Origin of the sequence: Lyngbya sp. PCC 8106, from assembly GCF_000169095.1 — a bacterium.
In the GTDB taxonomy this organism is placed as follows: Bacteria; Cyanobacteriota; Cyanobacteriia; order Cyanobacteriales; family Microcoleaceae; genus Capilliphycus.
The window spans coordinates 142,399-166,738 of sequence record NZ_AAVU01000011.1 but is presented as its reverse complement, the minus strand read 5'-3'; the positions used below and the strand labels follow the sequence as shown (position 1 = coordinate 166,738).

At 41.3% G+C, this 24,340-nt stretch carries 24 protein-coding genes and 1 pseudogene; 11 read left to right on the top strand and 14 right to left on the bottom strand.

What is annotated here, in order from left to right; translation table 11 throughout:
• Positions 1-853, bottom strand: a pseudogene (locus tag L8106_RS09960) (hypothetical protein); the annotation flags it as partial.
• Between the two features lie 112 nt (positions 854-965).
• Between L8106_RS09960 and L8106_RS09955 the strand changes: the two are divergent.
• The 4 genes from L8106_RS09955 to L8106_RS09940 all read left to right on the top strand — a co-directional run bounded on the left by L8106_RS09955 (position 966) and on the right by L8106_RS09940 (position 5,116).
• A complete protein-coding gene (locus tag L8106_RS09955; protein ID WP_009784146.1) occupies positions 966-1,331 on the top strand; it encodes a hypothetical protein in 366 nt (121 codons plus the stop codon).
• A 22-nt stretch (positions 1,332-1,353) separates the two neighbouring features.
• The gene (locus L8106_RS09950) at positions 1,354-2,838 is read left to right on the top strand and encodes a GMC family oxidoreductase (protein WP_009784145.1); all 1,485 of its coding nucleotides are present in this window, start codon (positions 1,354-1,356) and stop codon (positions 2,836-2,838) included.
• A gap of 4 nt (positions 2,839-2,842) precedes the next feature.
• On the top strand, positions 2,843-3,913 hold the full coding sequence (locus L8106_RS09945; protein WP_009784144.1) for an NAD(P)-dependent oxidoreductase: 1,071 nt from the start codon (positions 2,843-2,845) through the stop codon (positions 3,911-3,913).
• A 177-nt stretch (positions 3,914-4,090) separates the two neighbouring features.
• Positions 4,091-5,116 (top strand): NAD(P)-dependent oxidoreductase, encoded by a 1,026-nt coding sequence (locus tag L8106_RS09940; protein WP_009784143.1) that lies wholly within the window; start codon positions 4,091-4,093, stop codon positions 5,114-5,116.
• A 161-nt stretch (positions 5,117-5,277) separates the two neighbouring features.
• Here L8106_RS09940 and L8106_RS09935 read toward each other — a convergent pair whose 3' ends face one another.
• Positions 5,278-5,724 (bottom strand): NADAR family protein, encoded by a 447-nt coding sequence (locus L8106_RS09935; protein ID WP_009784142.1) that lies wholly within the window; start codon positions 5,722-5,724, stop codon positions 5,278-5,280.
• A 541-nt stretch (positions 5,725-6,265) separates the two neighbouring features.
• Here L8106_RS09935 and L8106_RS09930 point away from each other — a divergent pair.
• From L8106_RS09930 to L8106_RS09920, 3 genes are all read left to right on the top strand, one after another.
• Positions 6,266-7,051, top strand: a complete 786-nt coding sequence (locus L8106_RS09930) for a Tic22 family protein (protein ID WP_050779099.1) — start codon at positions 6,266-6,268, stop codon at positions 7,049-7,051.
• A gap of 58 nt (positions 7,052-7,109) precedes the next feature.
• Positions 7,110-8,024 carry a peptide chain release factor N(5)-glutamine methyltransferase gene (prmC, locus tag L8106_RS09925; protein WP_009784140.1) on the top strand — a complete coding sequence of 305 codons (915 nt, stop codon included), beginning with the start codon at positions 7,110-7,112 and terminating at the stop codon, positions 8,022-8,024.
• Positions 8,025-8,090: 66 nt separating this feature from the next.
• The gene (locus tag L8106_RS09920; protein ID WP_009784139.1) at positions 8,091-8,696 is read left to right on the top strand and encodes an L-threonylcarbamoyladenylate synthase; all 606 of its coding nucleotides are present in this window, start codon (positions 8,091-8,093) and stop codon (positions 8,694-8,696) included.
• Between the two features lie 26 nt (positions 8,697-8,722).
• On the opposite strand, the gene L8106_RS33585 is transcribed toward L8106_RS09920, so the two are convergent.
• The 3 genes from L8106_RS33585 to L8106_RS32910 are packed head-to-tail and all read right to left on the bottom strand — an operon-like array spanning position 8,723 to position 9,930.
• Positions 8,723-9,028, bottom strand: a complete 306-nt coding sequence (locus L8106_RS33585; RefSeq protein ID WP_009784138.1) for a hypothetical protein — start codon at positions 9,026-9,028, stop codon at positions 8,723-8,725.
• Complete coding sequence (locus L8106_RS33580) at positions 8,916-9,173, bottom strand: transposase (protein WP_232228457.1); 258 nt, start codon at positions 9,171-9,173, stop codon at positions 8,916-8,918. The genes L8106_RS33585 and L8106_RS33580 overlap by 113 nt, the downstream gene beginning before the upstream one ends.
• 16 nt (positions 9,174-9,189) lie before the next feature.
• Positions 9,190-9,930, bottom strand: coding sequence for a transposase (locus L8106_RS32910; protein WP_009784137.1), 741 nt, complete (start codon positions 9,928-9,930; stop codon positions 9,190-9,192).
• Here L8106_RS32910 and L8106_RS34430 point away from each other — a divergent pair.
• Complete coding sequence (locus tag L8106_RS34430) at positions 9,829-10,332, top strand: zinc ribbon domain-containing protein (RefSeq protein WP_369748122.1); 504 nt, start codon at positions 9,829-9,831, stop codon at positions 10,330-10,332. The two genes, L8106_RS32910 and L8106_RS34430, sit on opposite strands and share 102 nt — an antisense overlap.
• Before the next feature lie 87 nt (positions 10,333-10,419).
• Positions 10,420-11,346: a sensor histidine kinase KdpD gene (locus tag L8106_RS09910; protein WP_009784136.1), complete on the top strand. Its 927-nt coding sequence runs from the start codon at positions 10,420-10,422 to the stop codon at positions 11,344-11,346.
• Positions 11,347-11,383: 37 nt separating this feature from the next.
• Here L8106_RS09910 and L8106_RS09905 read toward each other — a convergent pair whose 3' ends face one another.
• The 5 genes from L8106_RS09905 to L8106_RS09885 all read right to left on the bottom strand — a co-directional run bounded on the left by L8106_RS09905 (position 11,384) and on the right by L8106_RS09885 (position 16,014).
• On the bottom strand, positions 11,384-11,884 hold the full coding sequence (locus L8106_RS09905) for a GNAT family N-acetyltransferase (RefSeq protein WP_009784135.1): 501 nt from the start codon (positions 11,882-11,884) through the stop codon (positions 11,384-11,386).
• A 785-nt stretch (positions 11,885-12,669) separates the two neighbouring features.
• Positions 12,670-12,969, bottom strand: a complete 300-nt coding sequence (gene rpmA / locus L8106_RS09900; protein ID WP_009784134.1) for a 50S ribosomal protein L27 — start codon at positions 12,967-12,969, stop codon at positions 12,670-12,672.
• An 88-nt stretch (positions 12,970-13,057) separates the two neighbouring features.
• Positions 13,058-13,492 (bottom strand): 50S ribosomal protein L21, encoded by a 435-nt coding sequence (gene rplU / locus L8106_RS09895; protein WP_009784133.1) that lies wholly within the window; start codon positions 13,490-13,492, stop codon positions 13,058-13,060.
• Positions 13,493-13,700: 208 nt separating this feature from the next.
• Positions 13,701-14,132, bottom strand: a complete 432-nt coding sequence (locus tag L8106_RS09890) for a hypothetical protein (RefSeq protein WP_009784132.1) — start codon at positions 14,130-14,132, stop codon at positions 13,701-13,703.
• An 82-nt stretch (positions 14,133-14,214) separates the two neighbouring features.
• Positions 14,215-16,014 (bottom strand): CapA family protein, encoded by a 1,800-nt coding sequence (locus tag L8106_RS09885; RefSeq protein ID WP_009784131.1) that lies wholly within the window; start codon positions 16,012-16,014, stop codon positions 14,215-14,217.
• 229 nt (positions 16,015-16,243) lie between these two features.
• Here L8106_RS09885 and rfbB point away from each other — a divergent pair, with 229 nt between their 5' ends.
• Entirely contained in the window at positions 16,244-17,341 is a 1,098-nt protein-coding gene (rfbB, locus tag L8106_RS09880) for a dTDP-glucose 4,6-dehydratase (protein WP_009784130.1), read from the top strand.
• A gap of 413 nt (positions 17,342-17,754) precedes the next feature.
• Positions 17,755-22,170 carry a CHAT domain-containing tetratricopeptide repeat protein gene (locus L8106_RS33575; RefSeq protein WP_009784129.1) on the top strand — a complete coding sequence of 1,472 codons (4,416 nt, stop codon included), beginning with the start codon at positions 17,755-17,757 and terminating at the stop codon, positions 22,168-22,170.
• Between the two features lie 81 nt (positions 22,171-22,251).
• Here the strand turns inward: L8106_RS33575 and L8106_RS09870 are convergent, their stop codons facing one another.
• From L8106_RS09870 to L8106_RS09855, 4 genes are all read right to left on the bottom strand, one after another.
• Entirely contained in the window at positions 22,252-22,593 is a 342-nt protein-coding gene (locus L8106_RS09870; RefSeq protein WP_009784128.1) for a hypothetical protein, read from the bottom strand.
• Positions 22,583-22,984 (bottom strand): hypothetical protein, encoded by a 402-nt coding sequence (locus L8106_RS09865; protein WP_009784127.1) that lies wholly within the window; start codon positions 22,982-22,984, stop codon positions 22,583-22,585. The genes L8106_RS09870 and L8106_RS09865 overlap by 11 nt, the downstream gene beginning before the upstream one ends.
• 67 nt (positions 22,985-23,051) lie before the next feature.
• On the bottom strand, positions 23,052-23,573 hold the full coding sequence (locus L8106_RS09860; protein ID WP_009784126.1) for a DUF456 domain-containing protein: 522 nt from the start codon (positions 23,571-23,573) through the stop codon (positions 23,052-23,054).
• Positions 23,574-23,600: 27 nt separating this feature from the next.
• Entirely contained in the window at positions 23,601-24,254 is a 654-nt protein-coding gene (locus tag L8106_RS09855; protein ID WP_009784125.1) for a cofactor assembly of complex C subunit B, read from the bottom strand.
• Positions 24,255-24,340: the final 86 nt, after the last annotated feature.

The following is a 24,340-nucleotide window of genomic DNA, read 5'->3' as shown; positions in this document are numbered from 1 at the left end:
CTCCGGTTAACGGTGCAGCGACAACATTGAAAAAGAAGTGAATATAAACTCTGAATTTATCCCAAATTGAATTGTAGATAACAATATCATAATACTCAGTAACAGGTATAGAGTTGTACTGAATTGAATAAATAAAACTACAAAATACAAAAGATGTTAACCATAAAAATAATCGTTTTGTTTTTTGTATTGGTGAACCTTCTAGGGTTGAAATTGATGGAATCAAAGCCAGCCAAGACATTAAACCCTGTGCCGAAGAAAAACTAGCAATAATACAAAAAAATCCAGCCAACTTTAGCTTGGTTCGAGAGTTAAACTTAGAAAAGCTTGCGAAGATAAAGATAGCTAAAATAACACAAAAATTAATCAAATAGAGAGCAATTTGAAATCCCCATAGCCAATTGCTGTATTGAACCCAGGAGAACATCAGAAAACAGGTAATTATATTTGTTGCATGAAACAAAAAAATACTTTGAGTTCGATTGGTAATTTCTGAAAGTTTATAAATGAGTAAAAATGTAATTAAAGCTAAACTAAAACTCCAATAGAGTTCATAAAAAATATTCCAGTTAGAAAAAAAAGCAGTCACCGCAAAGATAATTTTAGGAAAAATCATACGATGATTATTGTTTAATTCCCACAGTTCAGCCAAAACAGAGGATAAATCAATTGAAGAAATTGCCTCAAATAAATCAACCAAAGACCATTGATCAACCCAAACCGGGACATCGACTCCATATCTTTTAATTAGCCAAAAAGTTGATAATATCGGTACAAGATATAAAATCCAGATAAACTTGTAAAAAATAGAATCATTTTTCGCTTCTTCGATCTGAGTTTCTAGCAATTTCATTTAAGATTTAATTCTCAATGATTTTAAGATTAAAATGATATACTATGACTGTTGAACTGTCAATACTCTAACGATCAATCATTCTGATCAATTTTTATTCGCTATCCTTATAATGATCAATCAGCTTTTCAAAAATACAGCATCAGCGCTATGCTACTCTATCATTCAGCAGTCCGGTGAACCGATTCACTCAAGTAGTGTTTTCCCCCATAATGATGTCGTTCGCTTTGTTTTGCAACAACACAACCGAATGCCAGATTATCTTCGGTTTCCGATTGTATGCTTGACAATCCTCTTTAATTTCTGGGGTTTTATAGTAAGAGGTTATCCCTTTTCTCGTCAACCTCACACAATGCGTTGGTGTCAAATTTTAGCTTGGAAAAATGCACCGATTAGTATTTGTAGAGATTTGATGCGCTTTTATGAAAGTCTAGTGGTACTCTGTTGGAAATCCGAGCAAATAAAAGAATTAAATTAAAATCAAAGAAAAAGTTAAGTTGATGTCTAAATCCGTACAAAATCACAGAATTACTCATCCTAAATCGCCTCTAACTTGTGAAATTGCCGTGATCGGTTCAGGCCCAGGAGGAGCAATTACAGCTTGTCTATTAGCCGAAGCAGGACGAGACGTTTTATTAATCGAAGAAGGTTCCTATTTTTCTTTAGAATCTTGTCGTGCTTTTTCTCAAGTTGAACTCGAACAAAAATATCGCAACGGAGGTTTAACCGCAGCATTTGGAAAGCCTAAAATTCAATATGTAGAAGGGCGATGTGTCGGAGGTGGAAGTGAAATTAATAGCGGGCTTTATCATCGAACACCTCCCGAAATATTAGAAAAATGGCAAACTGAATTTGCAGTAGAAAGTCTAACAGAAGCTGAATTATTACCTCATTTTGAAGCCTGTGAACAAGCCGTTACCGTCTGCAAATTACCCGGAAAACCTCCCCTTGCTTCTCTTAAACTTCATCAGGGAGCAGTCAGTTTAGGTTGGCAATCTTTAGAAGTACCTCGTTGGTTTCGGTATCAAGAACAAACCGATTCTGCTGTCACTCCAAAAGGAACCCGACAGTCAATGACTCAAACCTTTATTCCTAGAGCAATAGATGCAGGCTGCAAACTATTAACAAATACTCGAATAAACTCAATCAAACAACAGGGAAATCAATGGTTGATTAAAGGAGAATATATCCCCGATTTACAATCCCAACAAACGGTAAAAATTCAAGCAAAAACTCTATTTATTTGTTGTGGAGCCATTCAAACACCCGCTTTATTAAGACGTAGTGGAATCACCAAAAATATTGGGAATAGCTTACAAATGCACTCCACCGTTAAAGTTATTGCTCAATTCAATGAAACGGTTAATTCAAAAGACATGGGTGTTCCGGTTCATCAAGTCAAAGAATTTTCTCCTCGATTTAGTTTTGGTTGTTCAATTAGTTCGCCTCCTTATCTCGCCGTGGGAATGACCGATCATCCTCAATATAAACATGAAGTCGATCAAAATTGGCAAAAAATGGCGATTTATTATGCCATGATTACAGGTTCAGGTCAAGGTTCTGTTCGCTGTTTACCCGGATTTCGTGATCCGCTTGTTCGCTATCATCTCACTCAACAGGACTTAAAAGACTTATCAGAAGCCCTGCAAAAATTATCTCAACTTTTGTTTGAAGCAGGAGCTAAAATATTGTATCCTAGTATTTCTAATTTCCCTCGATTAACTCAACCGGATGACCTTAAACAAATTCCAGATCTATTACCAAAATCTCAGACAAACCTAATGACCGTTCATGTGATGTCTTCTTGTCCGATGGGAGAAAATCTAGAAAAATGTGCAGCAAATTCCTTTGGAAAGGTTCATGGTTTCGATAATTTATATATCTCTGATGCGAGTTTACTTTGTACTGCTCCAGGTGTCAATCCTCAAGGTTCAATTATGGCAATTGCTCGTCGTAATGCACTCAAATTTTTAGGAAAACTTTAAAAAAATGATAGAATTTGAAACAGATTTAGTTTTAGTAACCGGAGCATTAGGCTGGCTAGGAACCAGTTTAGTTAAAGCCTTAGCTCAAGGATTAACAGATTGTGAATCTTTAAGTCAGCCCTCAGAAACACTCAAAATTCGCTGTCTAATTTTACCCCATCAAGATGCAACAATTCTTGAAAAAATTTCCGATAAAATAGAAGTTTTCAAAGGAGATCTACGAAATTCTCAAGATTGCGATCGCTTTTGTGAAGGAGCAAAAAATGCGGTTTTATTTCACACTGCTGGAATTATTCACCCTCAAAAAATCAACGAATTTTATCAAATCAATGTAGAAGGAACCCAAAACCTACTGAATTCCGCCATTCAAACCTGGATTAAACGAGCGGTTATTGTTTCCTCTAATTCTCCCTGTGGGTGTAATCCCCATCCCGATCATTTATTTGATGAAAAATCGCCCTACAATCCTTACATGAACTATGGGCGTTCTAAAATGTTAATGGAATTAGCGGTTAAAGAATATTATCAAGCGGGAAAAATAGAAACCGTTGTTGTGCGTCCACCCTGGTTTTATGGCCCTAATCAACCGCCTAGACAAACCCTATTTTTTCAGATGATTCGAGAGGGAAAAGGGCCGATTGTTGGGGATGGAAATAACCTCAGATCTATGGCTTATGTTGATAACTTGTGTCAGGGTTTACTGTTAGCCGCCCTCACCGAAAAAGCCAACGGAGAAACCTATTGGATTGCCGATGAACGTCCTTATTCAATGAATGAAATCATTGATACTGTGGAAAAATTATTAGAATCAGAATTTAATCAAACCTGCAAACATAAGCGGTTAAAACTACCCGGTATCGCCAGTGAAGTTGCTCTAGGTGTTGATAGTTTACTGCAATCTTTAGGACTCTATCAACAGAAAATACACGTTCTATCTGAGATGAATAAAACCATCGCCTGTTCTATTGCCAAAGCCAGACGAGAATTGAATTATAATCCTCAAATTTCCCTAGAAGAAGGAATGCGACGCAGCTTAAAATGGGTGTTTGAAAACTATGGAGGAATTGATCCCTAATGGTTCTCATATTGTTATCCCAGAAGGCTTAGTTACAGAGGATAATACCCCCGAATAACTTGAAATAAATGGATTTTTGTATTGATCGTGTAAGTTCCATTTTAAATCCTTTACGAATGAACAGCTTTCGTTATATCATTTGTGCAGTCAAATTGTGTGAGGCGTGAACAAAAGTCAATGAAACATCTCGTTACAGGTGGCTCTGGTTTTTTAGGAAATTTAATTGCTCGACGCTTACAAGAACGGGGAGAAGATGTTAGCATCCTCGATATTTGGGAAGATCCTACGCGCCCCAAAGATATCCAATTTATTCAGTGTGATATTCGTGATCGCGAAGGGGTTGCAAAAGCGATGAAAGGGATTGATATCGTTCATCATAACGTTGCTTTAGTTCCCCTAACAAAATCCGGTAACAAGTTTTGGGAGGTGAATGTAAAAGGAAGCCAAATCGCCGCAGAAGAAGCTGTAAAAGCAGGTGTTCAAAGCTTTATTCACATGAGTTCTAGTGCATTATTTGGTGATTGTCAATGTCCGATTAATAACGACACACCCACTAAAGCTGTTGAAATTTATGGTCGAGCTAAACTCGCTGGAGAAATCGCCGTTCGTGAGGTTTGTGAACAGGGAAATTTACCTTTAATTGTGATTCGTCCTCGGACAATTTTAGGAGAAGGAAGACTGGGTATTTTTCAGATTTTATTTGAATGGATTCAAGAAGGAAGAAATGTATACGTGATTGGGGATGGAAACATTAAATTTCAGTTCATTCACGCCTTAGATTTGATGGATGCTTATCTACTCGCTCTTGATTTAGGTAAACCCGGAATTTATAATGTGGGAACTGATCGTTTTGGAACGCTACGAGAAGGTTTAGAAAACTTAATTGCTTATGCGGGAACAAAATCACAAGTCAAAAGTCTACCTACAGGATTGACCATTAATACCTTGAGAATTTTAGATTTAGTTGGTTTGAGTCCCCTCGCGCCTTGGCATTACTTAACCTATCATAAAGAGTTTTATTTTGATGTCAATCCTCTGCTAGAACTCGGCTGGAAACCTAAATATTCTAATGATGAAATGTTTCGTGAAAGCTATGATTGGTTTCAAAAAAATTATGATAAGTTACTGGCTGAAAAAGCAGGTTCAGCTCATCGACGCCCTGTGAAAGAAAAACTTCTATGGGTTCTCAAAAAGTTTTCTTAAAACTTGATCAAAACTTTTAATCTCAGCTCTCTAGTATAGACTTGAAGACTTACTACTGTTATTCCAGAAGAATTAGAAATCACCTCTACTCGTCTGAGGCTAACAGCATTTTTTAACTGTCTTTCTCAGGTTGATTTCAGAGGCGAAACTCACTAAAAAGGTTAAGATTGACGTAAAATTTCACGAACCGCCATTAAAATCTCGCCGAGTTTATTCTTTCCACTGCCATCTTGACCACACCCCCAATAATAATCAATTGGAGAATTTTCGACAATGAATTCATCACCCGTTGATAGTAATATTTCTCGAATATCTGCATGAGTTTGAAACTTACATAAAACGACTTTTTGCATAATTTCATCTTTGACTTCTTCCCAGTCTGAACGTAGAGGATGTTCACGGCTGCGTCCCATTCTCGCTGATTGTGCAGGCGTTTTTGCAGTCTGAATTTTTGTAAACCACTCTGGATCTGTAGAAACAAACTTTTGGGCTTGAAAATAATGTTCGTTTGTTGGCCACCACAATTCATCGAGTACAAAACCGTGATAGGAAAAGTTAGAAAAACAACCGTACTGTTCCTCGCGACTGCTATAAAAGTAAATTGTCATTTCTTGACTGTTCTTCTGAATCAACTCTTACACCTATAAAATTATACACAGTATGAATTGAGTACAAGTCAGAGATCAGCAAGAGACAGAGAACAAAACAAGGCCCCGGTGACAATCATATCTTGATTATCCCGATTTCTAATCTAAATCTAGAAAGAGGGTTAAACAATAATGAGTGTAAAGACAGTCGGATATCGCTTTCAGGCGGACAGGTTAGAGTTGCTCCTCTGCTCACACGGGTTAGAGGGGATTATGGTAGGATCAGTCAAAACTATGGTTAAATAGTCCATAATCAAAAAATTAAAAGACATTTTTGGGATAAAAACCGGGAGTTGGGTCGTCTATGAAGCTGTCTCAGTTTGATCAGAAAGAGAAGATAAATTCTCTCCAGCATGAGTTATTCAAACAGTGTTTGGCAGACCTATAAGATACCGCAAAAAATCGAGAGTCGGTAAAATAAAACTGCTTTGTGTGACACTGAGATCTACCCCATAGGTCTAACCCTTGATGTAATGTTCTTTCAACATAAAAATAGGCAAAAATGATGAAATCACTGGCTCGTTTAAGTTTGGTATTAGGAATAATAGGTAGTCATTTACTCATTAACCCGGGCTTACCTTCTCGTCTACCTAGCTTTTTACCCATTGGAATTCAACCCGCATTCGCACTCACCCCTAACGAAGTATTAGAAAAATTGGGTGCGGTTCCTGTTTTTACGATTACAGATTCTGAAGGTTCTCCTTTAGTGGGAACGGCTCAAAGTCAAGGTCAGAGTGCTTCTGTTGTCGAAGTTTATATTAGTCGTCAGGATGCTCAAGCTTTTATTAATGAGTTAAAAACCCAAAATCCTGAGTTAGCTTCCTCAGTTCAAGTCACAGCAGTTCCTCTCGGAAAAATTTATGAAATTGGTCAACAAAATCAAAGCGATCCAGAACGGTTGATGTTTGCTTTTGTTCCAACTCAACAACAATTAAACTCTGCAAAGGCTGTTTTAGAAGCCAACGGTCAAGATGTTAATCAGTTTAGAGGAGTGCCATTATTTTTGGCAAGAGCTGGAGCAGATGATCGAGTAATTACTGTACAACAGGGCGATAAACAGGCGATTCCTTTCTTTTTCACCAAAGAAGACTTACAGGGAATGCTGGAACAATTTAAAACTCAACAACCGGATTTAATTTCGTCGGTCAAAATCGAGGTGGTACCGTTAGAAGTTTTACTGGAAGCGTTTCGGACAGATAGTGACCAATTTTTAGATTTGGTGATTTTGATTCCTCCTCGCGAAACTGTAGAATTTATCCAACAACAACGACAATCTTCGGGTCAGTAACCGCTCGAAAGCTTAATCAGATCAACGGTTGAGTCAGCAACACGCGCAAATTTTCAGTATGAAAGAGAATGCCGTGATCACAGGTCAACAGCTCTGGGAATGGTCACAAAAGGCAAAAGCAGAAGCCATTGCTGCCGATATTCCCCCCAGGGAAGTAGATGGGTTGTTACAAGAATGGGTGGGGTTAGATCGCCTCACCCTCCGTTTGGGATCGTTTAAAGATCAGCCTGAGATCAACTTACGTCTTCCCTGGCGAGAATTTATGCAGTTGTGGGAACGACGAGTCAAGGAACGAGTTCCCCTACAATATCTCACCGGGGTAGCGGGTTGGCGGCATTTTGGGCTGACGGTTTCTCCTGCGGTTTTGATTCCTAGACCCGAAACCGAATTGATCGTTGATTTAGTAGTCGGATTGATTCAACGTCAATCTCAGATCTGCGATCAGAATCTTCAACTCGGACATTGGGTAGATTTGGGAACGGGGAGTGGAGCGATTGCTTTAGGGTTAGCGTCCGTTTTAACAGAGGCTTCTATTCATGCCGTTGATTGTAGTCGAGAAGCGTTGGCGATCGCTCAAAAAAATGCTCAAGATTTGGGGTTTGCAGACCGAATTGCGTTCTATCAGGGTCGATGGTGGGAACCGTTAGACTGTTTGCGGGGAAAAGTCAGTGGGATGGTATCTAATCCGCCTTATATTCCGACTGCAATGCTTTCGACCTTACAACCAGAGGTGGCTCGACATGAACCTCATTTAGCCCTAGACGGCGGAGAATCGGGGTTAGATTGTATTCAACATCTCGTTCAAACGGCACCCGCTTATTTGCATTCTGGAGGGGTTTGGCTGGTAGAAATGATGGCCGGACAAGGGGAACAGGTGGTTGAACTCCTCAAGGATCAAGGCTGTTACACTCAGATTGAACAAATTAGAGATTTGGCAGGAATTGAACGATTTGTCCTCGCCAGATACCAGTAAGACTGAATTGACGGGGAGATTGGGAGATCTCAACGTCTAAAACCTCACGACTGTAAACACGGAGCAATGGTACAAGTTTCTTTGGATACCCTCGTTGAAGCCGCAATTTCAGGGGATCAGGTGGTGAGTTTTCCCACCGATACCGTACCTGCGTTGGCGGTTCAACCCCAACAAGCGGAGTTGATTTTTCAACTCAAACAACGATCTGCGGATAAACCCTTAATTTTGATGGGAGCAACACCGGAGTCACTTTGGCCGTTTGTGCAAGGGACGGTTGAGGAGTTGCAAGTTTGGAGTCAAATGGCTCGTCAGTATTGGCCGGGAGCCTTAACGTTAGTTTTACCTGCGAGTGAGAAGGTTCCTCGAGCAATGAACCCGAGTGATCCGACAACGATTGGTTTGCGGATACCTAACGCTGAGATTTCTCGCGCTATTCTCCAACGAACCGGGCCATTAGCGACGACCAGCGCCAATTTATCGGGTCAACCTCCGTTATTAACTATGGCTGAAATTGAGGTACAGTTTCCCCAAGTGTTCACCCTTGATCCTGGCGAGTTGAAAGTTGTTTCAGAAGTCTCTTGTGTTCCCTCGACGGTAATTAAGTGGAATCGAGAAGGAACTTGGAATATCTTACGACAAGGGGCTGTAACAGTTTCCCATAATCTCTTGTAAACTACCCAACGCCAACGTATAAACACTTATGACGTGGGCTTTATCCCTAACCCAGTCCCATCGGGAAACAACAAAAGCTGTCCCGACCACTGACAGGAATAGGTCGAGATTTCAGGCTGATTTACGGCAGCCCCATCTTGAAAACTTTGGCCGGACAGAAATTGCCAAGTTTCCGCAAGTTGAGAGATATTTAACGCCCCATTAACATCGGCATCATGTTCACGCGCCACAAAAACCACACTTAAAAATCTTTCCCTTTCGGTAAGATTTTCCTTTTTGAGGGTGGATGTGGTGACATCTCGAACAGGTTTGAGAGGTGTATCTCGGCTCAACCAAGATCACACTAATTCCAGCAATACGGGCTTTGTATTCTGTGAACAATCTCAACTGAAAAAAAGCCCATCTATTGATTTCTGTTCGGGTTTTCTTCCTAACTTTCGTTCTCAGTCGAATACCCGACAAGTCTTCAAAAGCAATTGCCGAATTAAGTTGTTCAGCCTCTTGTACAAGCTGTTTGCTGATGTTGTGATTGACCCAATGCCCGAAACCTCGATTCCTTTCCAGAGAGCCTTCTAAGCAGGCGTTTTGCGGACTTAGTGCGTTTGGATTGAATCGAGGCGCGAACACGGACAAACTTGGCTCGGGTTTGCCTCAATTGCTTGCCATCCCAGGTTTTTCCTGTACTTGTTGTTGCAAGATCTCGAAGCCCCAAATCGACACCCAACACTTTCGGAGTTTTCCCTTTGGGTTGGGTGGGAACTTCAACTACTATATTGATGTAATAGTTGCCATTCCTACTCTTAGAAAGCGTGGCACTTGTGGGGAGTTGACCTCTAAGCAATGCGATTTGATAGCCACCAATTTTCAACTCAAAATTAGTCCGTCCCGACTTAAGTGTGACTCCAACTTTTTGCAAGGACTCAATATATTTGAATGTTCTTGCGTCAAGAGAGACACTTGTTGGTCGAAACTTGTGGATTTGTTTGGTAGTTTTGTGTTGGTTAACAACCCTTCTGATGGCTTGACAAACGTGGTTAGCCTTCAACCCCGTCGCCTCTCTGACGGGTTTGTAGGTCAGGTGATGCAGCTTGGTTGTGTTCCAACAGTTCTGTTCTTTTGCCTCGAGCAATATTTGGTTACAAGCATCGGAAAATCCCACCAAAGTTTCATCGACCGATTGGGTCAAGTCTGGTGGGACTATCAACTTGCATTTGACCGTTATTGCTTGCGTCATACCCCTACAATATCTCAAGCAGGGGTTTTTTGTAAACTTTATAGGTCGCGGCATTCCTCCCATCGCCAACTCAGACTTCTGGCGTGGGTCTCCTGCCGAAATCTAGATGAGTTCAGAAGACAACTTGAATATAAATGTAAGTTGTATGGTTCTGAGCTTGTTATTGTAGACCGATGGTTTCCGAGTTCTAAAACTTGTTCCAACTGTGGAACGATTAAAGAGTCTCTATCTTTATCTGAGCGAACATTCATCTGTGATGATTGCCATTTTGAGTTAGACAGGGACTTAAATGCCGCTAGAAACTTGGCGGCGTTGGCGGGTAGCTTGCCCGTGTCAGCTTGTGGAGTAGTAGATGCCGACATCACTACATCGAAGCAAGAACAGAACGAAGAACCCAGATAGTTAGAGATTATCTAAGGTTCTTGTCGGTTTCTGAGAGCGGCAATCAGGTTAAAATTTCAATAAAACTTAGCAAGAGATACTAAGCTCATGGGTTGGAGTGAATTTCTGTATTTGGCAGTGGGGCTAGGCTTAGGGTGGGGAGTCAAGGAAATGTTGCCGAACAAGGCGGAAAAACCGTCTAAATTCAACACCCAACCCGAACCCATAACGCCTTCTGAGCAGTTCTACCAAATTTCGGATCAATTAAAGCAGACTCAATTGGCTTATCGGATGGCCCTGGAGATGAGTCTGTTTAAGGCCGGGTTTCTGGCTCGGACTTCCCACGAATTGCGATCGCCGATCAATAGTATTATTGGCACGCTTCAGTTAATTTTGTCGGATTTGTGTGAGAGTCCCGAAGAAGAAAAAGAGTTTATCCAGCAAGCCTATCTTTCCGCTTTAAAATTTGTCGAACAACTCGATGAAATTATCCACGTTGCCAAAACGGATCATGGTACGGAAAAGATGAATATCCAACCGCTTTCTTTGAGTGAGATCCTTGAAGAAGTTGAGGATTTAACTCATCTCCAAGCCGCTAACGGCAGTATTCGCCTCAAGTTTCAAATGCCTGACACTCAAGTTAAAGTTTTGGCGGATCGACCTCGACTTACACAAGTTTTATTAAGTCTGGTGGATACAGCAATTGCTCAAATGGAACATGGAAGTGTGATCATCTCTTGCCAGACGGCCCCGGAATCAAAATCGATTTATGTTTGGGTTGATGATCAACGTCCAGTCAGTGCCTGGAGTGAGTCTTGGGATTTACTCAAGTTGACTTTAGAAAAGTCTCCTCTAGAAACGGCTTTGACTTCTATTTCTTCAACTGACGCTCATCAATTATCGCCGGGAATGCGGTTGTTGATGAATCAAACCCTGATGGCATTGATGAACGGATCTCTAGAAGTCGTTGCGATACCGACAGAGGGAGAGGATTCTAATTTTACTCGCACTCAATGCTCACTCCCTTTAGCTTGATCAATTCAACCCAAAAACGATTCACAAAAATAAAAACTTAGCCACCAATACTGACTGCATCTGCCGTTTGATTGACACTATTGTGTTCGGTTCGGGGTAAACTTTCCATCGGCTGATTGTATAAAACCATCGTGGTACTTTGGTTATATTCAAAGCCAATCCGCTCATAAAATTTTTGTTGATGAGTGGTCATCAGATAAACCCGTTCAACTCGACACATTAAGGGATGACTTAAAACCGTTTCCACCAATTTTCGTCCGAGTCCACCGCCTTGATAATCGGGATGAATCACCACATCCCAAATGGTAGCGCGATAAATACCATCAGAAGTACCGCGTGCAAAACCAATCATTTCTTCTCCATCCCAAGCGGTCACAATAGGATTACTGTTGGCGACTGCAATTTCCAAGTCTTCTGAGCATCGTTCTCTTGCCCAAAATGCAGCGAGTTTAAATAAAGTTTGGAGTTGTTTGATATCTACTTGGGAACGATCATCACAGAATTGGATATGACGGTAATCTTTTGTAGTGCTTTTCATGGGTTAGATTTTCCTTGTATAGATGGAATTTGATCCTGATCTTGACCAGGAACGATGCAGAAACTTTTGCTGCGTCTCAATCTACAAATTTTCCAAAAAACTAGACTAAAGACGAATTCAACTCAATCTGAAGTTATCCACAGGCTTGATCGAAAGTTGTATCTGTTGACTAGAGCTGTTGTGCTTTCAAGAGGTTAGCAATATTGTAGATCTTGACATAGACTAAACCGATTAAATGCAATAAAGTATACGAACATTCAGTGACTAGATTGGGAGCGATAGTTTACCTGGAGAACGATAGATAAACGTTTGGAGTGAAGTTATGCTCTTGATGGCTTGGGAATGTTCAGAAAAAATTATGGATCAGATAATCTTTACTGATTCCAAGAGTTCGTGGACTTTAGAGCAGTTTTAATCTTCATACTGTTAAATGTATAACATTTTTCTAAAACTATCAAGAGATCTCGCGAAATTTTGAGTCTTTTTTTGTGGTGATTTGATGACATTTTGCTGGGATTCCGTTTTTGATCTTTTGACCCATTTTTCAACCCAATCAATCCACGTCAGAGTCGGAAATTGACAAAAATCTGACCGAGGTTCAAGACTATATATTGCTAAAGCTAGGTGACAAAACTAAAGTGATGACAGTATTTTATCGGACAGAACTTTTAAAACTATTTTGATAGAGAGATTACCCGAGTAATCTAAAAATTCTTTTGGTAATTTTAGACAAAAAAACGGGCTAAAGATAGCCCGAACACAGCATAAACTTCTAGACAATTCGACTAGGAAGCCTCAGCCGTTGCTAATACAGGTTCAGCTTCAGTTTCAGGGATGGAATACACACTAATTTTTTTGCGGCTTTTTCCCTTGCGTTCAAAGGTAACAATTCCATCAATTTTGGCAAACAAGGTGTCATCTCTACCAATGCCAACATTATTACCGGGGTGAAACTTACAACCCCGTTGACGGACTAAAATACTACCCGCGCTAACAACCTGACCACCATATCGCTTTACACCCAACCGTTGGGCGTTAGAGTCGCGACCGTTACGGGTACTTCCTGTTCCTTTCTTATGAGCCATGATTTCCTCTGCAACAGTTCACTTTACTATTATTATGGGCTTTTGATTGGCAAAATTGAGCCAGTTAACCCCCTTCTCAGCCTTTTTGCTACTCCGCTTCCGATGTGACCGAAGCCGTTTCAGTCTCTACAGGAAGTTCTGCGGCGCTATCAGAAACAAGTACAGGCGTTTCCTTTTGTTCCTCGCTGCTGCTGGCTAACACAGAACCATTGAAGGAGATTGCATTAATCATCAACCGAGTAATCTCCTGGCGATGTCCTCGTTTTTTGCGGGTTTTCTTTTTCGGTCGCATCTTGTAGACAATCACCTTGCGTCCCCGAAAGTGGCGTAAAACCGTCCCTTCTACCGTCGCGCCCTCGACCCAAGGTTGACCAACATGAATATCATCTTCATGCTTGACTAACAACACTTTATCGATGGTCACTTTTTCGTCGGGTTCTACAGCAAGCAGTTCGATATCATAAAACCGACCGGGTTCAACTCGTATTTGCTTGCCGCCCGTTTCAATAATCGCGTAACTCATGAGATTATGATTAAATTTGGCCGTACAGGTAGCTGGCGCGTGTTTCTTTGTTGACTAGATTCTTCAACCCAAGCACTCGGATATGGTCAGTTAAACCCGATCAACCCAAAAACACAAGACCAACATTTGCTGATGTCTCAACCTGATCCGAGCAGGGATATGACACACAATCTGTCATTATCTCAACTTATGCGTTTTTTGTCAAGTTTTATTTTCCTTTGACTTGATCAAGCTCAGTTGCTTTTTCTGAGGCTTCATTGAGGACGAAAAAATCCAGATCAACCGCTTCTATTCCCTTCTCAGACCAAAGTTCTAACATTGAACCGAGTTGAAACCACATCAACAAAGCAGTCGGGATAACAACAGCAAAAGCGATCGCAGAGGCTAACCAAAAAATCTGTACAAATACAGTTAAACTGAAGGCAACCGAAAACAGAACAAAGAGGCTAGTTGCAGAGTAAGCCAAAATAATATTACCTGTTTTGTAATTAATTTTGGGGTTAGCTTCAGGGTTTGTCGTCCACAACGCCACCTGGTACTCCAACATATCTTTAAATATTAGCCCAAACATGACTGCAAAAAATGTTGTCGCCACAACAAAGATATAAATGGGAGCAATTACCGTAGATTCAGGATACATAAGTGCAGATTAAAAGAAAAGTTTACAAAATGTTAACATTAAGTATAAACTCAGACTGCCCCAGATCGCAATTGCTTATTTTTTAGTCTGATTTAACGATAATCTGACCTTGGCTATCAATTTCTAACGGCGTTTCCGGAAAGTTACTTTTAGTCAGACTCCGAATTAATCCCACACTGCGAAAATTATTATCTCGAAAAGGAACTCCTTTGCTATCAAGTTGAATCGGAATAATTTTACCGCCTTTAAAATTTCCCACCGGATCAAGATCCGCTTCCAACACCAAAGAATATCCGAGTTGAGCTTTAGTAGATAAGGTACGATAACCCATAAAATTCCCTAAAGAATAAGCAATTAATTTACCGTTATAAAGTTCTAAAGCCCGAGGAACATGAGGCCCATGTCCTAACACCAAATCCGCCCCCGCATCAATTAAAGTTCGAGCAAACAATACCTTATTACCGCGATTTTCCCCATAGAAATATTCCGTTTTATTCCGAACATTCAAAGCCGCAGTTCCTTCTGCACCAGCATGAACAGAAATCACAATCACATCAGCGCCTTCTGCTTCTGCCTTTTTGACAATCGCCTTAGACGCTTCCAAATCTAACATATTATTATGAACGGGAAAATAACTAAACCCAATAAAGGCAAATTTTACCCCTTTCACTTCATGGTAAACAATTTCATCCTTACGTCCGACCGCCTTCATTCCCAGTTGATTAATATTATCAATCGTATCATCAAAACCCGCCTCAAAAAAATCAAAAGAATGATTATTTGCCACACTCAAAATATTAAAGCCCGCATCTTTTAAAATCGAAGTATATTCGGGCGGTGTTCGGAACGCAAAAACCAAACCCCGACCAATATTTTTAGCACTCCGAGGATAATTTGTTAAAGTGCTTTCAAAATTCCCAAAAACAATATCCGCCCCTTGCAATGCAGGTTTCACATCTTGAAACAACGATTCTTTGCTAGCGGGAAGTTTATTAGAAGGATAATTGGTACCCGGAATAATATCACCCACCGCTTTGATTTTAATCCGCATATCCGGACTAATCGGATTTTGTAAAGAAGTCAAAGCTAACTCCGAAAATCGATTCAGATTAGCCAGGGTTTCTGCTTCACTCACCGAAAGAGGAACAGGTGTAGATTCCGCAAAAGCAAAAGAAAATTGAGGAAGTTGAGGAAATTTTGGCGGTTCCACACTTTTCAGCCCAGAAGTCAGCAGAGATGGAATTGAAGCAAAAGTTTGAGCAATTGTTCGAGAAAATTCAGAAATTCTATCTTGCTGAAGTGTAAAAAACCAACCCGAAAGCGGCGCCATCATCAACCCAATTGAACTCGCCATCAATAACTGTTTAACAGATCGAGACAGTGAAAGTTGAGGAATAGGGAAGGAAACCGCTTGATTTTTGGCTGGGGGAGAAGGTTTTTTGGCGGTTCGAGAAGAAGGTTTTTTGGCTTTTTTGGGTTTGTCAGCAGATGTGGGTATAAAATGGGATGGAGCGGGAATCGATTTTGCCTTCACAAAGGCAGATTCTTTCTCTCTTGTCGGCACGCAGGTTTTTGCAGATGCCACAGAAGTCTGGAGTGCGATCGTATCAGTCCAATTTAAAGATGGCTGACTACTTTTTTGACCTCTAATGGTGATCAGTGTAATTGCAGTGATTCCCAGACGGAGCATACCGTTCTGGATAACTCGAATGCAAGCCGATTGATTAGGCAGTTCCTCGGACTCAAGTAAAATGTACAGGAGGTGATCCCGTCGTGTGGCTTTTGCTTCGACTCCTTTGGATTGTAATGCCTGATTAATTAAGGTAGCAATTGCACTGGAATCCCCCTGCTGGGCGAGCTTAATTAGGTTTTGCTGACTCACACTCAGTCTCCTCACGCCGACAAATAAAACAAACTGTATCAATAATACGGTTGAGTGGCGACTTATGGAGGGGTTTATTAAGGATTGCTCAAAAGGCAGGATTTTTCTATCCCAGACGCAATAGAGTAGTTAGAATGGTCAAAGTTATATAGGATCAGGGCTTAGAGCATCTCTGCTCGATAAGTTTTTAGATAAACAAGCAGATTTTTGGGAGGAAATCACTGTGGCAATGCAGTACAGTTACGATAACAGTGAAGACAGTTCGCCCCGTCGATTGTTGGTGACTGGGGGAGCAGGTTTCATTGGCTCAAATTTTGTCCATCACTGGTGTCACGCCTACCCGGAAGATCGGGTTGTGGTATTGGATGCGTTGACTTACGCTGGAAATCGTCAAAATTTAGCGACTTTAGAGGATAAAGAGCATTTTCGCTTTGTTCAGGGCGATATTTGCGATGGTGCGCTGGTGAAAAAATTACTTCAGGAAGAAGAAATTAACACTGTAGCTCATTTTGCAGCAGAGTCCCATGTTGATCGGTCAATTTTAGGGCCAGGAGCTTTTATTCAAACGAATGTTGTGGGTTCGTTTACGCTACTCGATGCTTTTCGCCAACATTGGAATGCTCAAAGTAGTCCTCCTGATTACCGCTTTCTTCATGTGTCTACCGACGAGGTGTATGGTAGTCTTAGCGCTGATGATCCGGCTTTTACCGAAACAACTCCCTATGCTCCTAATAGTCCCTATTCTGCCTCAAAAGCAGGTAGTGATCATTTAGCAAGAGCTTACTATCACACCTACAATGTTCCCACAATTATCACCAATTGTTCTAACAATTACGGGCCTTATCATTACCCTGAAAAATTGATTCCGTTGATGTGTATCAATATTTTGTTAGGGAAACCTTTACCCGTTTATGGAGATGGACAAAATGTTCGCGATTGGTTATATGTTCTTGATCATTGTCGGGCTTTAGATACCGTGATTCATCAAGGAAAACCTGGAGAAACTTATAATGTTGGCGGTAATAATGAGGTCAAAAACATTGATTTAGTCAAGATGTTGTGCCGAATTATGGATGAACTGGCACCCCATTTACCTGTCAAACCTTCTGAACAGTTGATTACCTTTGTTAAAGATCGACCCGGACATGATCGCCGTTATGCGATTGATGCGACGAAGATTCAAACCGAGTTAGGTTGGGCGCCTTTAGTCACCGTTGAAGAAGGATTACGACAAACGGTCGGTTGGTTTTTAACTCATCGCAGTTGGTGGGAACCGCTTTTATCCGAAGAATATCAAAGCTATTACCGCCAGGTTTATGCTTCCTAATTAATTGATCTGATTAGCCTAGAATTATTTTTTGATCTAGGCTCAGATCGGATATTTTTACAGTAGGTAGAGTTCTGGAGTTTTAACTAAAATTTGAATAGTAAGTTAACTCAGTATTTTCAGAATAAAGTTAAATAAAGCCCCCCTTTCTCCCCAAGTTTGGCAGGGCTGTTTAAAACTCAAAGGTGTCATTCTGAGCGCAACGCAGTGGAGCGAAGAATCTATATTTTTCGTTGAGGTCAGGGATGCTTCACTCTGCGCGCGCGTCGTTCAGCATGACAAAATTGATACTTTGAAAACACGCCCTAACAAGGCGAGGAAAATAAAACAGCCCTCCGTCCCCATTTGCATAACCTCCCGAACATCAGACATACTTTGATATGAGAGGTTCTTGCGGTGAGGAAATCCAATTCATGCGTCTACCCCAACTGTGGCTATCTATTCTCAGCGTTAACAGCATCTTTCTGTTGAACTTGGGTTTTCCCCTGTTAACCCTACCTACAGTCCTTAATCGCGGAGAAGTTATCGCCCAAACTGACCCCAATGCAGAACAACTTGATCAAGATGTTACTCCACTCTCTTCACAATGCGAGTACAACGAAGCTATACCTTCAGAAGTTCTGGGAGAAAATCATCCCGATTATGCGACCCTGGAGGCGAGTGTGATCAAGTTACAAAGATGTCTTTATAGTCAAATTGACTCCACTTGGAGGTCTCCGGTCGATGAAGAATCAGTCTATGTGGTGAAAGTTAACAGTCAAGGTGAGATTATTGGATATGAACCTCTGTCTCAAGTCGCCAAAGAAAATATTGAGAATACACCACTTCCTGAATTACTTAAATTTGATGCCGTTTCAACTAAACACGTTTTCGAGTTCAAAGTTATATTTTCAATTTCTGGATTATTAGAAGTGCAAGTTCTAGGAATAGCGGAGGATATCATCGCCCAAACAGACCCCAACGAAGCTATACCTTCAGAAGTTCTGGGAGAAAATCATCCCGATTATGCGACCCTGGAGCCGAGTGTGATCAAGTTACAAAGATATCTTTATAGTCAAATTGACTCCACTTGGAGGTCTCCGGTCAATGAAGAATCAGTCTATGTGGTGAAAGTTAACAGTCAAGGTGAGATTATTGGATATGAACCTCTGTCTCAAGTCGCCAAAGAAAATATTGAGAATACACCACTTCCTGAATTACTTAAATTTGATGCCGTTTCAACTAAACACGTTTTCGAGTTCAAAGTTATATTTTCAATTTCTGGATTATTAGAAGTGCAAGTTCTAGGAATAGCGGAGGATATCATCGCCCAAACAGACCCCAATGTAGAAGCTGAAAGATTATTTAATCGGGGGTTTGAACTGTTTCGACAGGGGACGGTAGAATCTTATAAACAGGCAGTTCTAGTTTGGGAAAAGGCACTACAACTTTATCGGGAAGCGGGAAATTTAGAAGGAGAAGCTGCTAGTTTGTTAGGACTGGGTAGAATCTACGATGCTTTGGGAGACTCTCAACAGGCACTCAATTACTACAACCAATCCCTTCCCCTATGGCGACAAGTGAGGAATCAAAGGGGGGAAGGTATAACTCTTGGTCTTATTAGAAGTCTCGGAAAAAATAACTCTACAGACCCCAATGTAGAAGCCGAAAGATTATATAACCAGGGAGTTGAACTCTTTGGGCAAGGGACAGCAGAATCTAAAAAACAGGCAATTGTAGCTTTAGAAAAGGCGTTACAACTTTATCAGCAAGCCCGAAACTTGCAAGGACAAGCTATTAGTTTGCTTGGATTGGGCAGAATCTACTCAGATTTGGGAAACAAACAAACCGCCCTTGATTACTACAACCAATCCCTTCCCCTATGGCGACAGGTGGGGGATAAAGCGGGGGAAGCTACTATCCTCAGCAATATTGGCGCTGTCTACGATGCTTTAGGGGACTCTCAACAGGCACTCAATTACTACAACCAATCCCTTTCCCTAAGGCAACAGGTGGGGGATAAAGCACTCGAAGCTAACACCCTCAACAATATTGGCCTTGTCTACAATGCTTTGGGAGACAGACAAACCGCCCTCGATTACTACAACCAATCCCTACCTCTATCGCGACAAGTGGGGGATAAAGCGGGGGAAGCTAACACTCTCAGCAATATTGGCGCTGTCTACGATGCTTTGGGAGACAAACAAATTGCGCTCGATTTCTACAACCAATCCCTTCCTCTATCGCGACAAGTGGGGAATAAAGCACTCGAAGCCGCGACCCTCAACAATATTGGCGCTGTCTACGATGCTTTGGGAGACAAACAGCAAGCCCTCGACTTCTACAACCAATCCCTTCCTTTAAGGCGACAGGTAGGGGATAAAGAGGGGGAAGCTAACACCCTCAACAATATTGGCGGTGTCTACTATACTTTGGGAGACTCTCAACGGGCGCTCAATTACTTCAACCAATCCCTTTCCCTAACGCGACAGGTGGGAATTAAAGCAGGTGTTGCTGCCACCCTCAACAATATTGGCAGTGTCTACGATGATTTGGGAGACTCTCAACAAGCCCTTGAATACTACAACCAATCCCTTTCCCTAAGGCGACAAGTGGGGAATAAAGCGGGGGAAGCGGTTACTCTCAACAATATTGGCGGTGTCTACAATGATTTGGGAGACAAACAACAAGCCCTCGATTTCTACAACCAATCTCTTCCTCTATCGCGACAGGTGGGTGATAAAAGACAGGAAGCGACTACTCTCAACAATATTGGCCGTGTCTACGATGATTTGGGAGACAAACAACAAGCCCTCGATTACCTCAACCAATCCCTTCCTTTAACGCGACAGGTGGGGGATAAGGCGGGGGAAGCGGCTACTCTCTATAATTTTGCCCTCCTGAAACGCAATCAAGGCAACCTCACCGAAGCCTTAATCGATATGGAATTAGCCATTAATATTATTGAAGAACTCCGCACCAAAATTATTAGTCAAGACCTGCGAACAACCTACTTTGCCACTGTTTATGGTTATTATGAATTTTATATTGATTTATTGATGGAGTTGCACCAACAAAACCCCAATCAAGGTTATGATGCCAAAGCATTACACGCCAGCGAACGGGGTCGGGCGAGAAGTTTATTAGATATTTTGGCGGAGTCGGGGGCGGATATTAAAAAAGGGGTTGACCCGCAATTGTTGGCAAGAGAAAAGAGTTTATTGCAACGACTGAATGCGTTAGACCAAACTCGACAACTCAATCCGGGGGAACGAAATATTGATGAATTAAAGCAAGAAATTGAAGCGGTTCGCCGTGAACTCCAAAACCTAGAAGTTGAAATCAAACGCAATAGTCCCCAATATGCCAATTTAAACTATCCCGAACCGTTAACCGCCTCAGAAATTCAACAACAAGTTCTCGATGATGAAACGCTTTTATTAGTTTATTCGTTGGGAACTGAACGCAGTTTTTTATGGTTGGTGAGTACAACGGAGGTTAAAAGTTATCAACTCCCCAAACGTTCAGATATTGAAGCGTTAGCAACATCTTTTTTAGAAGAAATTCAATCTCTGGCTGTAGTTCCGCCCTCGGGTGAAAAATTGAGTCAAATTTTATTATCTCCGGTTATCAATCAGTTGGGAAATAAACGGTTAGTTATCGTTGGGGATGGGATTTTACAAACTGTTCCCTTTGCGGCGTTACCAATTTCTAGCCCCGTTTCTAGCCCTGTTTCTCGCCCCCTAAATCCCTCCGCCCCCAAACCCCCAATAATGGGGGCTTCCATAGATGGGGGACTTGGAAAGATGGGAGACTTTGAAAAGATGAATTCCCCCCAAACCTTGAAAACTACGTCCATGACTTCCAACAATTTGGGTATTATAGAGAAATTTGAAAAGATTAGTTCCCCCCAAATTTGGGGGGCTAGGGGGGCTAAACTAACTTCAAACGAAGGCGAGGGGAGTCAGAAAAGTGATAATTCTTCCCTCCTTTTAGGGGGGACTGAGGGGGGTTACAAACCCTTAATTGTTCAGCATGAAATTATCACATTACCTTCCGCTTCCAGTTTAGCAATTCTCCGAGAACAAGTTCAAGGACGAACACCCGCCCCAAAAAAAGTTGTAGTTATTGCTGACCCCGTTTTTGAACAAAATGACCCCCGTTTTCAAATTGCATCATCAACAAAAACCGAAACAAATGATGTTAATACAATCGTATTAAGACAATCTCTAGAGGATTTTCTGGGTAAATCTTTTGGTCGTTTGCAACACACTCGCCAAGAAGCGGAAGCCATTTTAGCGTTAGTTCCTGACAATTTAGAACGATTAGCACTGGATTTTAATGCTAACCGAAAAACTGCAACGGATTCTAATTTATCTCAATATCAAATCGTTCATTTTGCCACCCACGGACTCTTAAATGAAACCCAACCAGAATTATCAGGATTGGTGTTTTCTTTATATGATGAACAAGGAACAGAAAAAGCGGGATTTTTACAATTAAGTGATATTTTTAATTTAACGCTATCGGCTGATTTAGTGGTATTAAGTGCTTGTCAAACCGGAATTGGTCAGGATATTCGGGGCGAAGGATTGGTGAGTTTAACGAGGGGATTTATGTATGCCGGCGCCGAACGAGTTGTGGTGAGTTTGTGGGCGGTTGCTGATAATTCGACTTCGGAATTGATGCAAAATTATTATCAAAAAATATTAGAAACAGGTTCAAATCCAGCTACAGCAATGCGAGAAGTTCAGTTAGAAATGCTTCAATCTGATCACTATAATTCTCCCTATTTTTGGGCGGCGTTTGTGTTTCAGGGAGAATGGAAAACTGGACTTTCTCATCCTTAACCTTCTTTCTGTCTTTTGCCTATGGCTACACTTTTAGAAGAATTAATAGACAGAGTAGAGATAACCCAATAGAAACAGAAACTAAAACTCATTCAATTCTATGATCTCAGATAAAGAATCTGAAGATGGAGTTTTTTGAGAACAGGTCAGTTCCTTGAGATAGAGTGTTCCCTCCGCATAATAAAGATAGAGTTTCCAGTCTCCCCGTGTATCAATATTAGCTGTATAAAGCGGGAGTTGAGTTCCTAAAACTCGCTTTAAGTTGGCTTGAGGAAAACGTTTTTTCTGATAACAGTCGGGATTTTCCAGTTCAGCTAAAATGGCTAGAAAGCGCAACCTCAGTTCATCGGGTAAAACCTGAAACGCTCGACGAATTATTCCCAAGTTATCAATAATCGAGGGAGGATTATTTTCAGGAATCATGAGTAATGACTGGCTTGGCTAAGGTTAGTATTTCACTGGTGAAAATAGGCTGATAAATTTGTTCGCCGACTTGTTGATAAACTTCAGCAATTGTTTGACTCTCAACGACTCGAAATAAAGTGATTAATGTTCGTTCAAAAATTGGATCATCATCCCAGGTTAGAACCACTCGAATTCGATAATTTACAATAAAAGAATAGAGAGAGGAGGCAGAATGATCAGGAAGATTAAAGGTATAAAATTGATGAAGACGTCTTTGGTGAAACGTTTGATCTTCAAAAAGTCGAGGTATACCTTGCTGAATTTGTTCGAGAATGACTGATTGTTCTGACTCACTAAAAGCGGTGAGGTCTTGTTTAAAAGCCTCTGTTGATTCTACAACAATATCCATTGAAACGACAAAGTTTGACTTAATCTAAAGTTAATCCTGTTAAAGTCTTCAAGTGTTGAGAACACCGTTAGAACGGCCAGGTTGTGACTAAAAAAACAATAACACAAGCCAGCGCTAAAATTCCTTGAATTAGATTCCCCACAAGCGTTCCGACAACAATACCAATAGCGGCTCGAAATGCTAGCTGAATTCTAGCGTTAAATTCTAGATCTTTGCGATAGAGAAACTCACCAATCATCGCCCCCAACAACGGCCCAACGATTATCCCTAAAAGAGGACCACCAAGGGGTAAAGCGGGTAAAAGCCCAAAAAATCCCACAATAAAGCCAATTATCGCCCCAATTTGACCCCAACGGCTTGCGCCTGCTTGTTGGGCGCCGAGATAAGCGCTGAGAAAATCCACCCCGACACTCAATAATAATACAGCAACCGCAGTTCCTAACGCCCAACCGATTTCTGTAAACCCATTCACCACACCCCAAACTAAAATTGCACCTAAAATCAAGCTAGAACCGGGAATCGCTGGAACAACCGCACCGATAATCCCGACCAGCATCACGAGAACCAAAATACAGTATAAAACTAACATTGGGATTAAAGCCTAAAATTTCAGTAATTACTTTTTAGTCAAGGATTGACCGAGAGTATTTTCCAGCTTATCTGCAATTCCTTCAACCCATTTTTCATCTTGTTGGGTATAACTCCGAGGTGCATTCGCCCCCAGGATTAAAACCCCTTGATCACCTAAAGGTTGACAAATAACCCCTTGCGTATTTTCAGGTAAATAATCAAACTCAATTTGCCCTGGATAAAGAGCAAGTTTCACCAAATAAACAGGCTTTTGTGTTTCTAAAACTCGTTGCAGAATTGCACCCGGTTTAACTTGGGGATTTTTGCCCAAAACCCCCCGACGCAGCAAGACTTGACCTTGATAATAAACAACAACTGACCGAGTAACCGTATTTGTTAACAGCAGATGAGTTGCCCAAGCCAATTCTGTTTTCACCGCCTCTGACAAATCCGGTTGAAACTCAAATCCAGTTTCCCCAATCAGATCAACAGTATCGGGAGGTTTGGGTTGAACTTGTTGCCACAGCAAGCCTGTCAAAATCAGGACAGCACTCAAAATAACCCCTAAAGCATCAGAACGCGCTTGTGAGTCCAATATTTGCGGGGTGAGAATACGATTCACCAACAACAACGTCCCTCCCAATCCGCCCGCGACTATCGGCAGAAGTCTTAACACTCGATTGGGATCAGATTTAGCCATCTTTTGCGTGATCAGTAACACAGAAGAATCCCATTAATCGATAGTTGAGCCAGAAATGCCTTAAACCTACTGCGGCTCAATCTATG

Bases quoted from the DNA above. Each gene is read 5' to 3' on its own strand.
- L8106_RS09920 (WP_009784139.1), top strand. From the start codon at position 8,091: ATGGTACAAGTTTCTTTGGATACCCTCGTTGAAGCCGCAATTTCAGGG.
- L8106_RS32910 (WP_009784137.1), bottom strand. From the start codon at position 9,930: ATGACGCAAGCAATAACGGTCAAATGCAAGTTGATAGTCCCACCAGAC.
- L8106_RS09945 (WP_009784144.1), top strand. From the start codon at position 2,843: ATGATAGAATTTGAAACAGATTTAGTTTTAGTAACCGGAGCATTAGGC.
- rfbB (WP_009784130.1), top strand. From the start codon at position 16,244: ATGCAGTACAGTTACGATAACAGTGAAGACAGTTCGCCCCGTCGATTG.
- L8106_RS33575 (WP_009784129.1), top strand. From the start codon at position 17,755: ATGCGTCTACCCCAACTGTGGCTATCTATTCTCAGCGTTAACAGCATC.
- L8106_RS09910 (WP_009784136.1), top strand. From the start codon at position 10,420: ATGGGTTGGAGTGAATTTCTGTATTTGGCAGTGGGGCTAGGCTTAGGG.
- L8106_RS09890 (WP_009784132.1), bottom strand. From the start codon at position 14,132: ATGTATCCTGAATCTACGGTAATTGCTCCCATTTATATCTTTGTTGTG.
- rpmA (WP_009784134.1), bottom strand. From the start codon at position 12,969: ATGGCTCATAAGAAAGGAACAGGAAGTACCCGTAACGGTCGCGACTCT.
- L8106_RS09935 (WP_009784142.1), bottom strand. From the start codon at position 5,724: ATGACAATTTACTTTTATAGCAGTCGCGAGGAACAGTACGGTTGTTTT.
- rplU (WP_009784133.1), bottom strand. From the start codon at position 13,492: ATGAGTTACGCGATTATTGAAACGGGCGGCAAGCAAATACGAGTTGAA.
- L8106_RS09940 (WP_009784143.1), top strand. From the start codon at position 4,091: ATGAAACATCTCGTTACAGGTGGCTCTGGTTTTTTAGGAAATTTAATT.
- L8106_RS09950 (WP_009784145.1), top strand. From the start codon at position 1,354: ATGTCTAAATCCGTACAAAATCACAGAATTACTCATCCTAAATCGCCT.
- prmC (WP_009784140.1), top strand. From the start codon at position 7,110: ATGAAAGAGAATGCCGTGATCACAGGTCAACAGCTCTGGGAATGGTCA.
- L8106_RS09905 (WP_009784135.1), bottom strand. From the start codon at position 11,884: ATGAAAAGCACTACAAAAGATTACCGTCATATCCAATTCTGTGATGAT.
- L8106_RS09870 (WP_009784128.1), bottom strand. From the start codon at position 22,593: ATGATTCCTGAAAATAATCCTCCCTCGATTATTGATAACTTGGGAATA.
- L8106_RS09860 (WP_009784126.1), bottom strand. From the start codon at position 23,573: ATGTTAGTTTTATACTGTATTTTGGTTCTCGTGATGCTGGTCGGGATT.
- L8106_RS09930 (WP_050779099.1), top strand. From the start codon at position 6,266: ATGATGAAATCACTGGCTCGTTTAAGTTTGGTATTAGGAATAATAGGT.
- L8106_RS09865 (WP_009784127.1), bottom strand. From the start codon at position 22,984: ATGGATATTGTTGTAGAATCAACAGAGGCTTTTAAACAAGACCTCACC.
- L8106_RS09955 (WP_009784146.1), top strand. From the start codon at position 966: ATGATCAATCAGCTTTTCAAAAATACAGCATCAGCGCTATGCTACTCT.
- L8106_RS09855 (WP_009784125.1), bottom strand. From the start codon at position 24,254: ATGGCTAAATCTGATCCCAATCGAGTGTTAAGACTTCTGCCGATAGTC.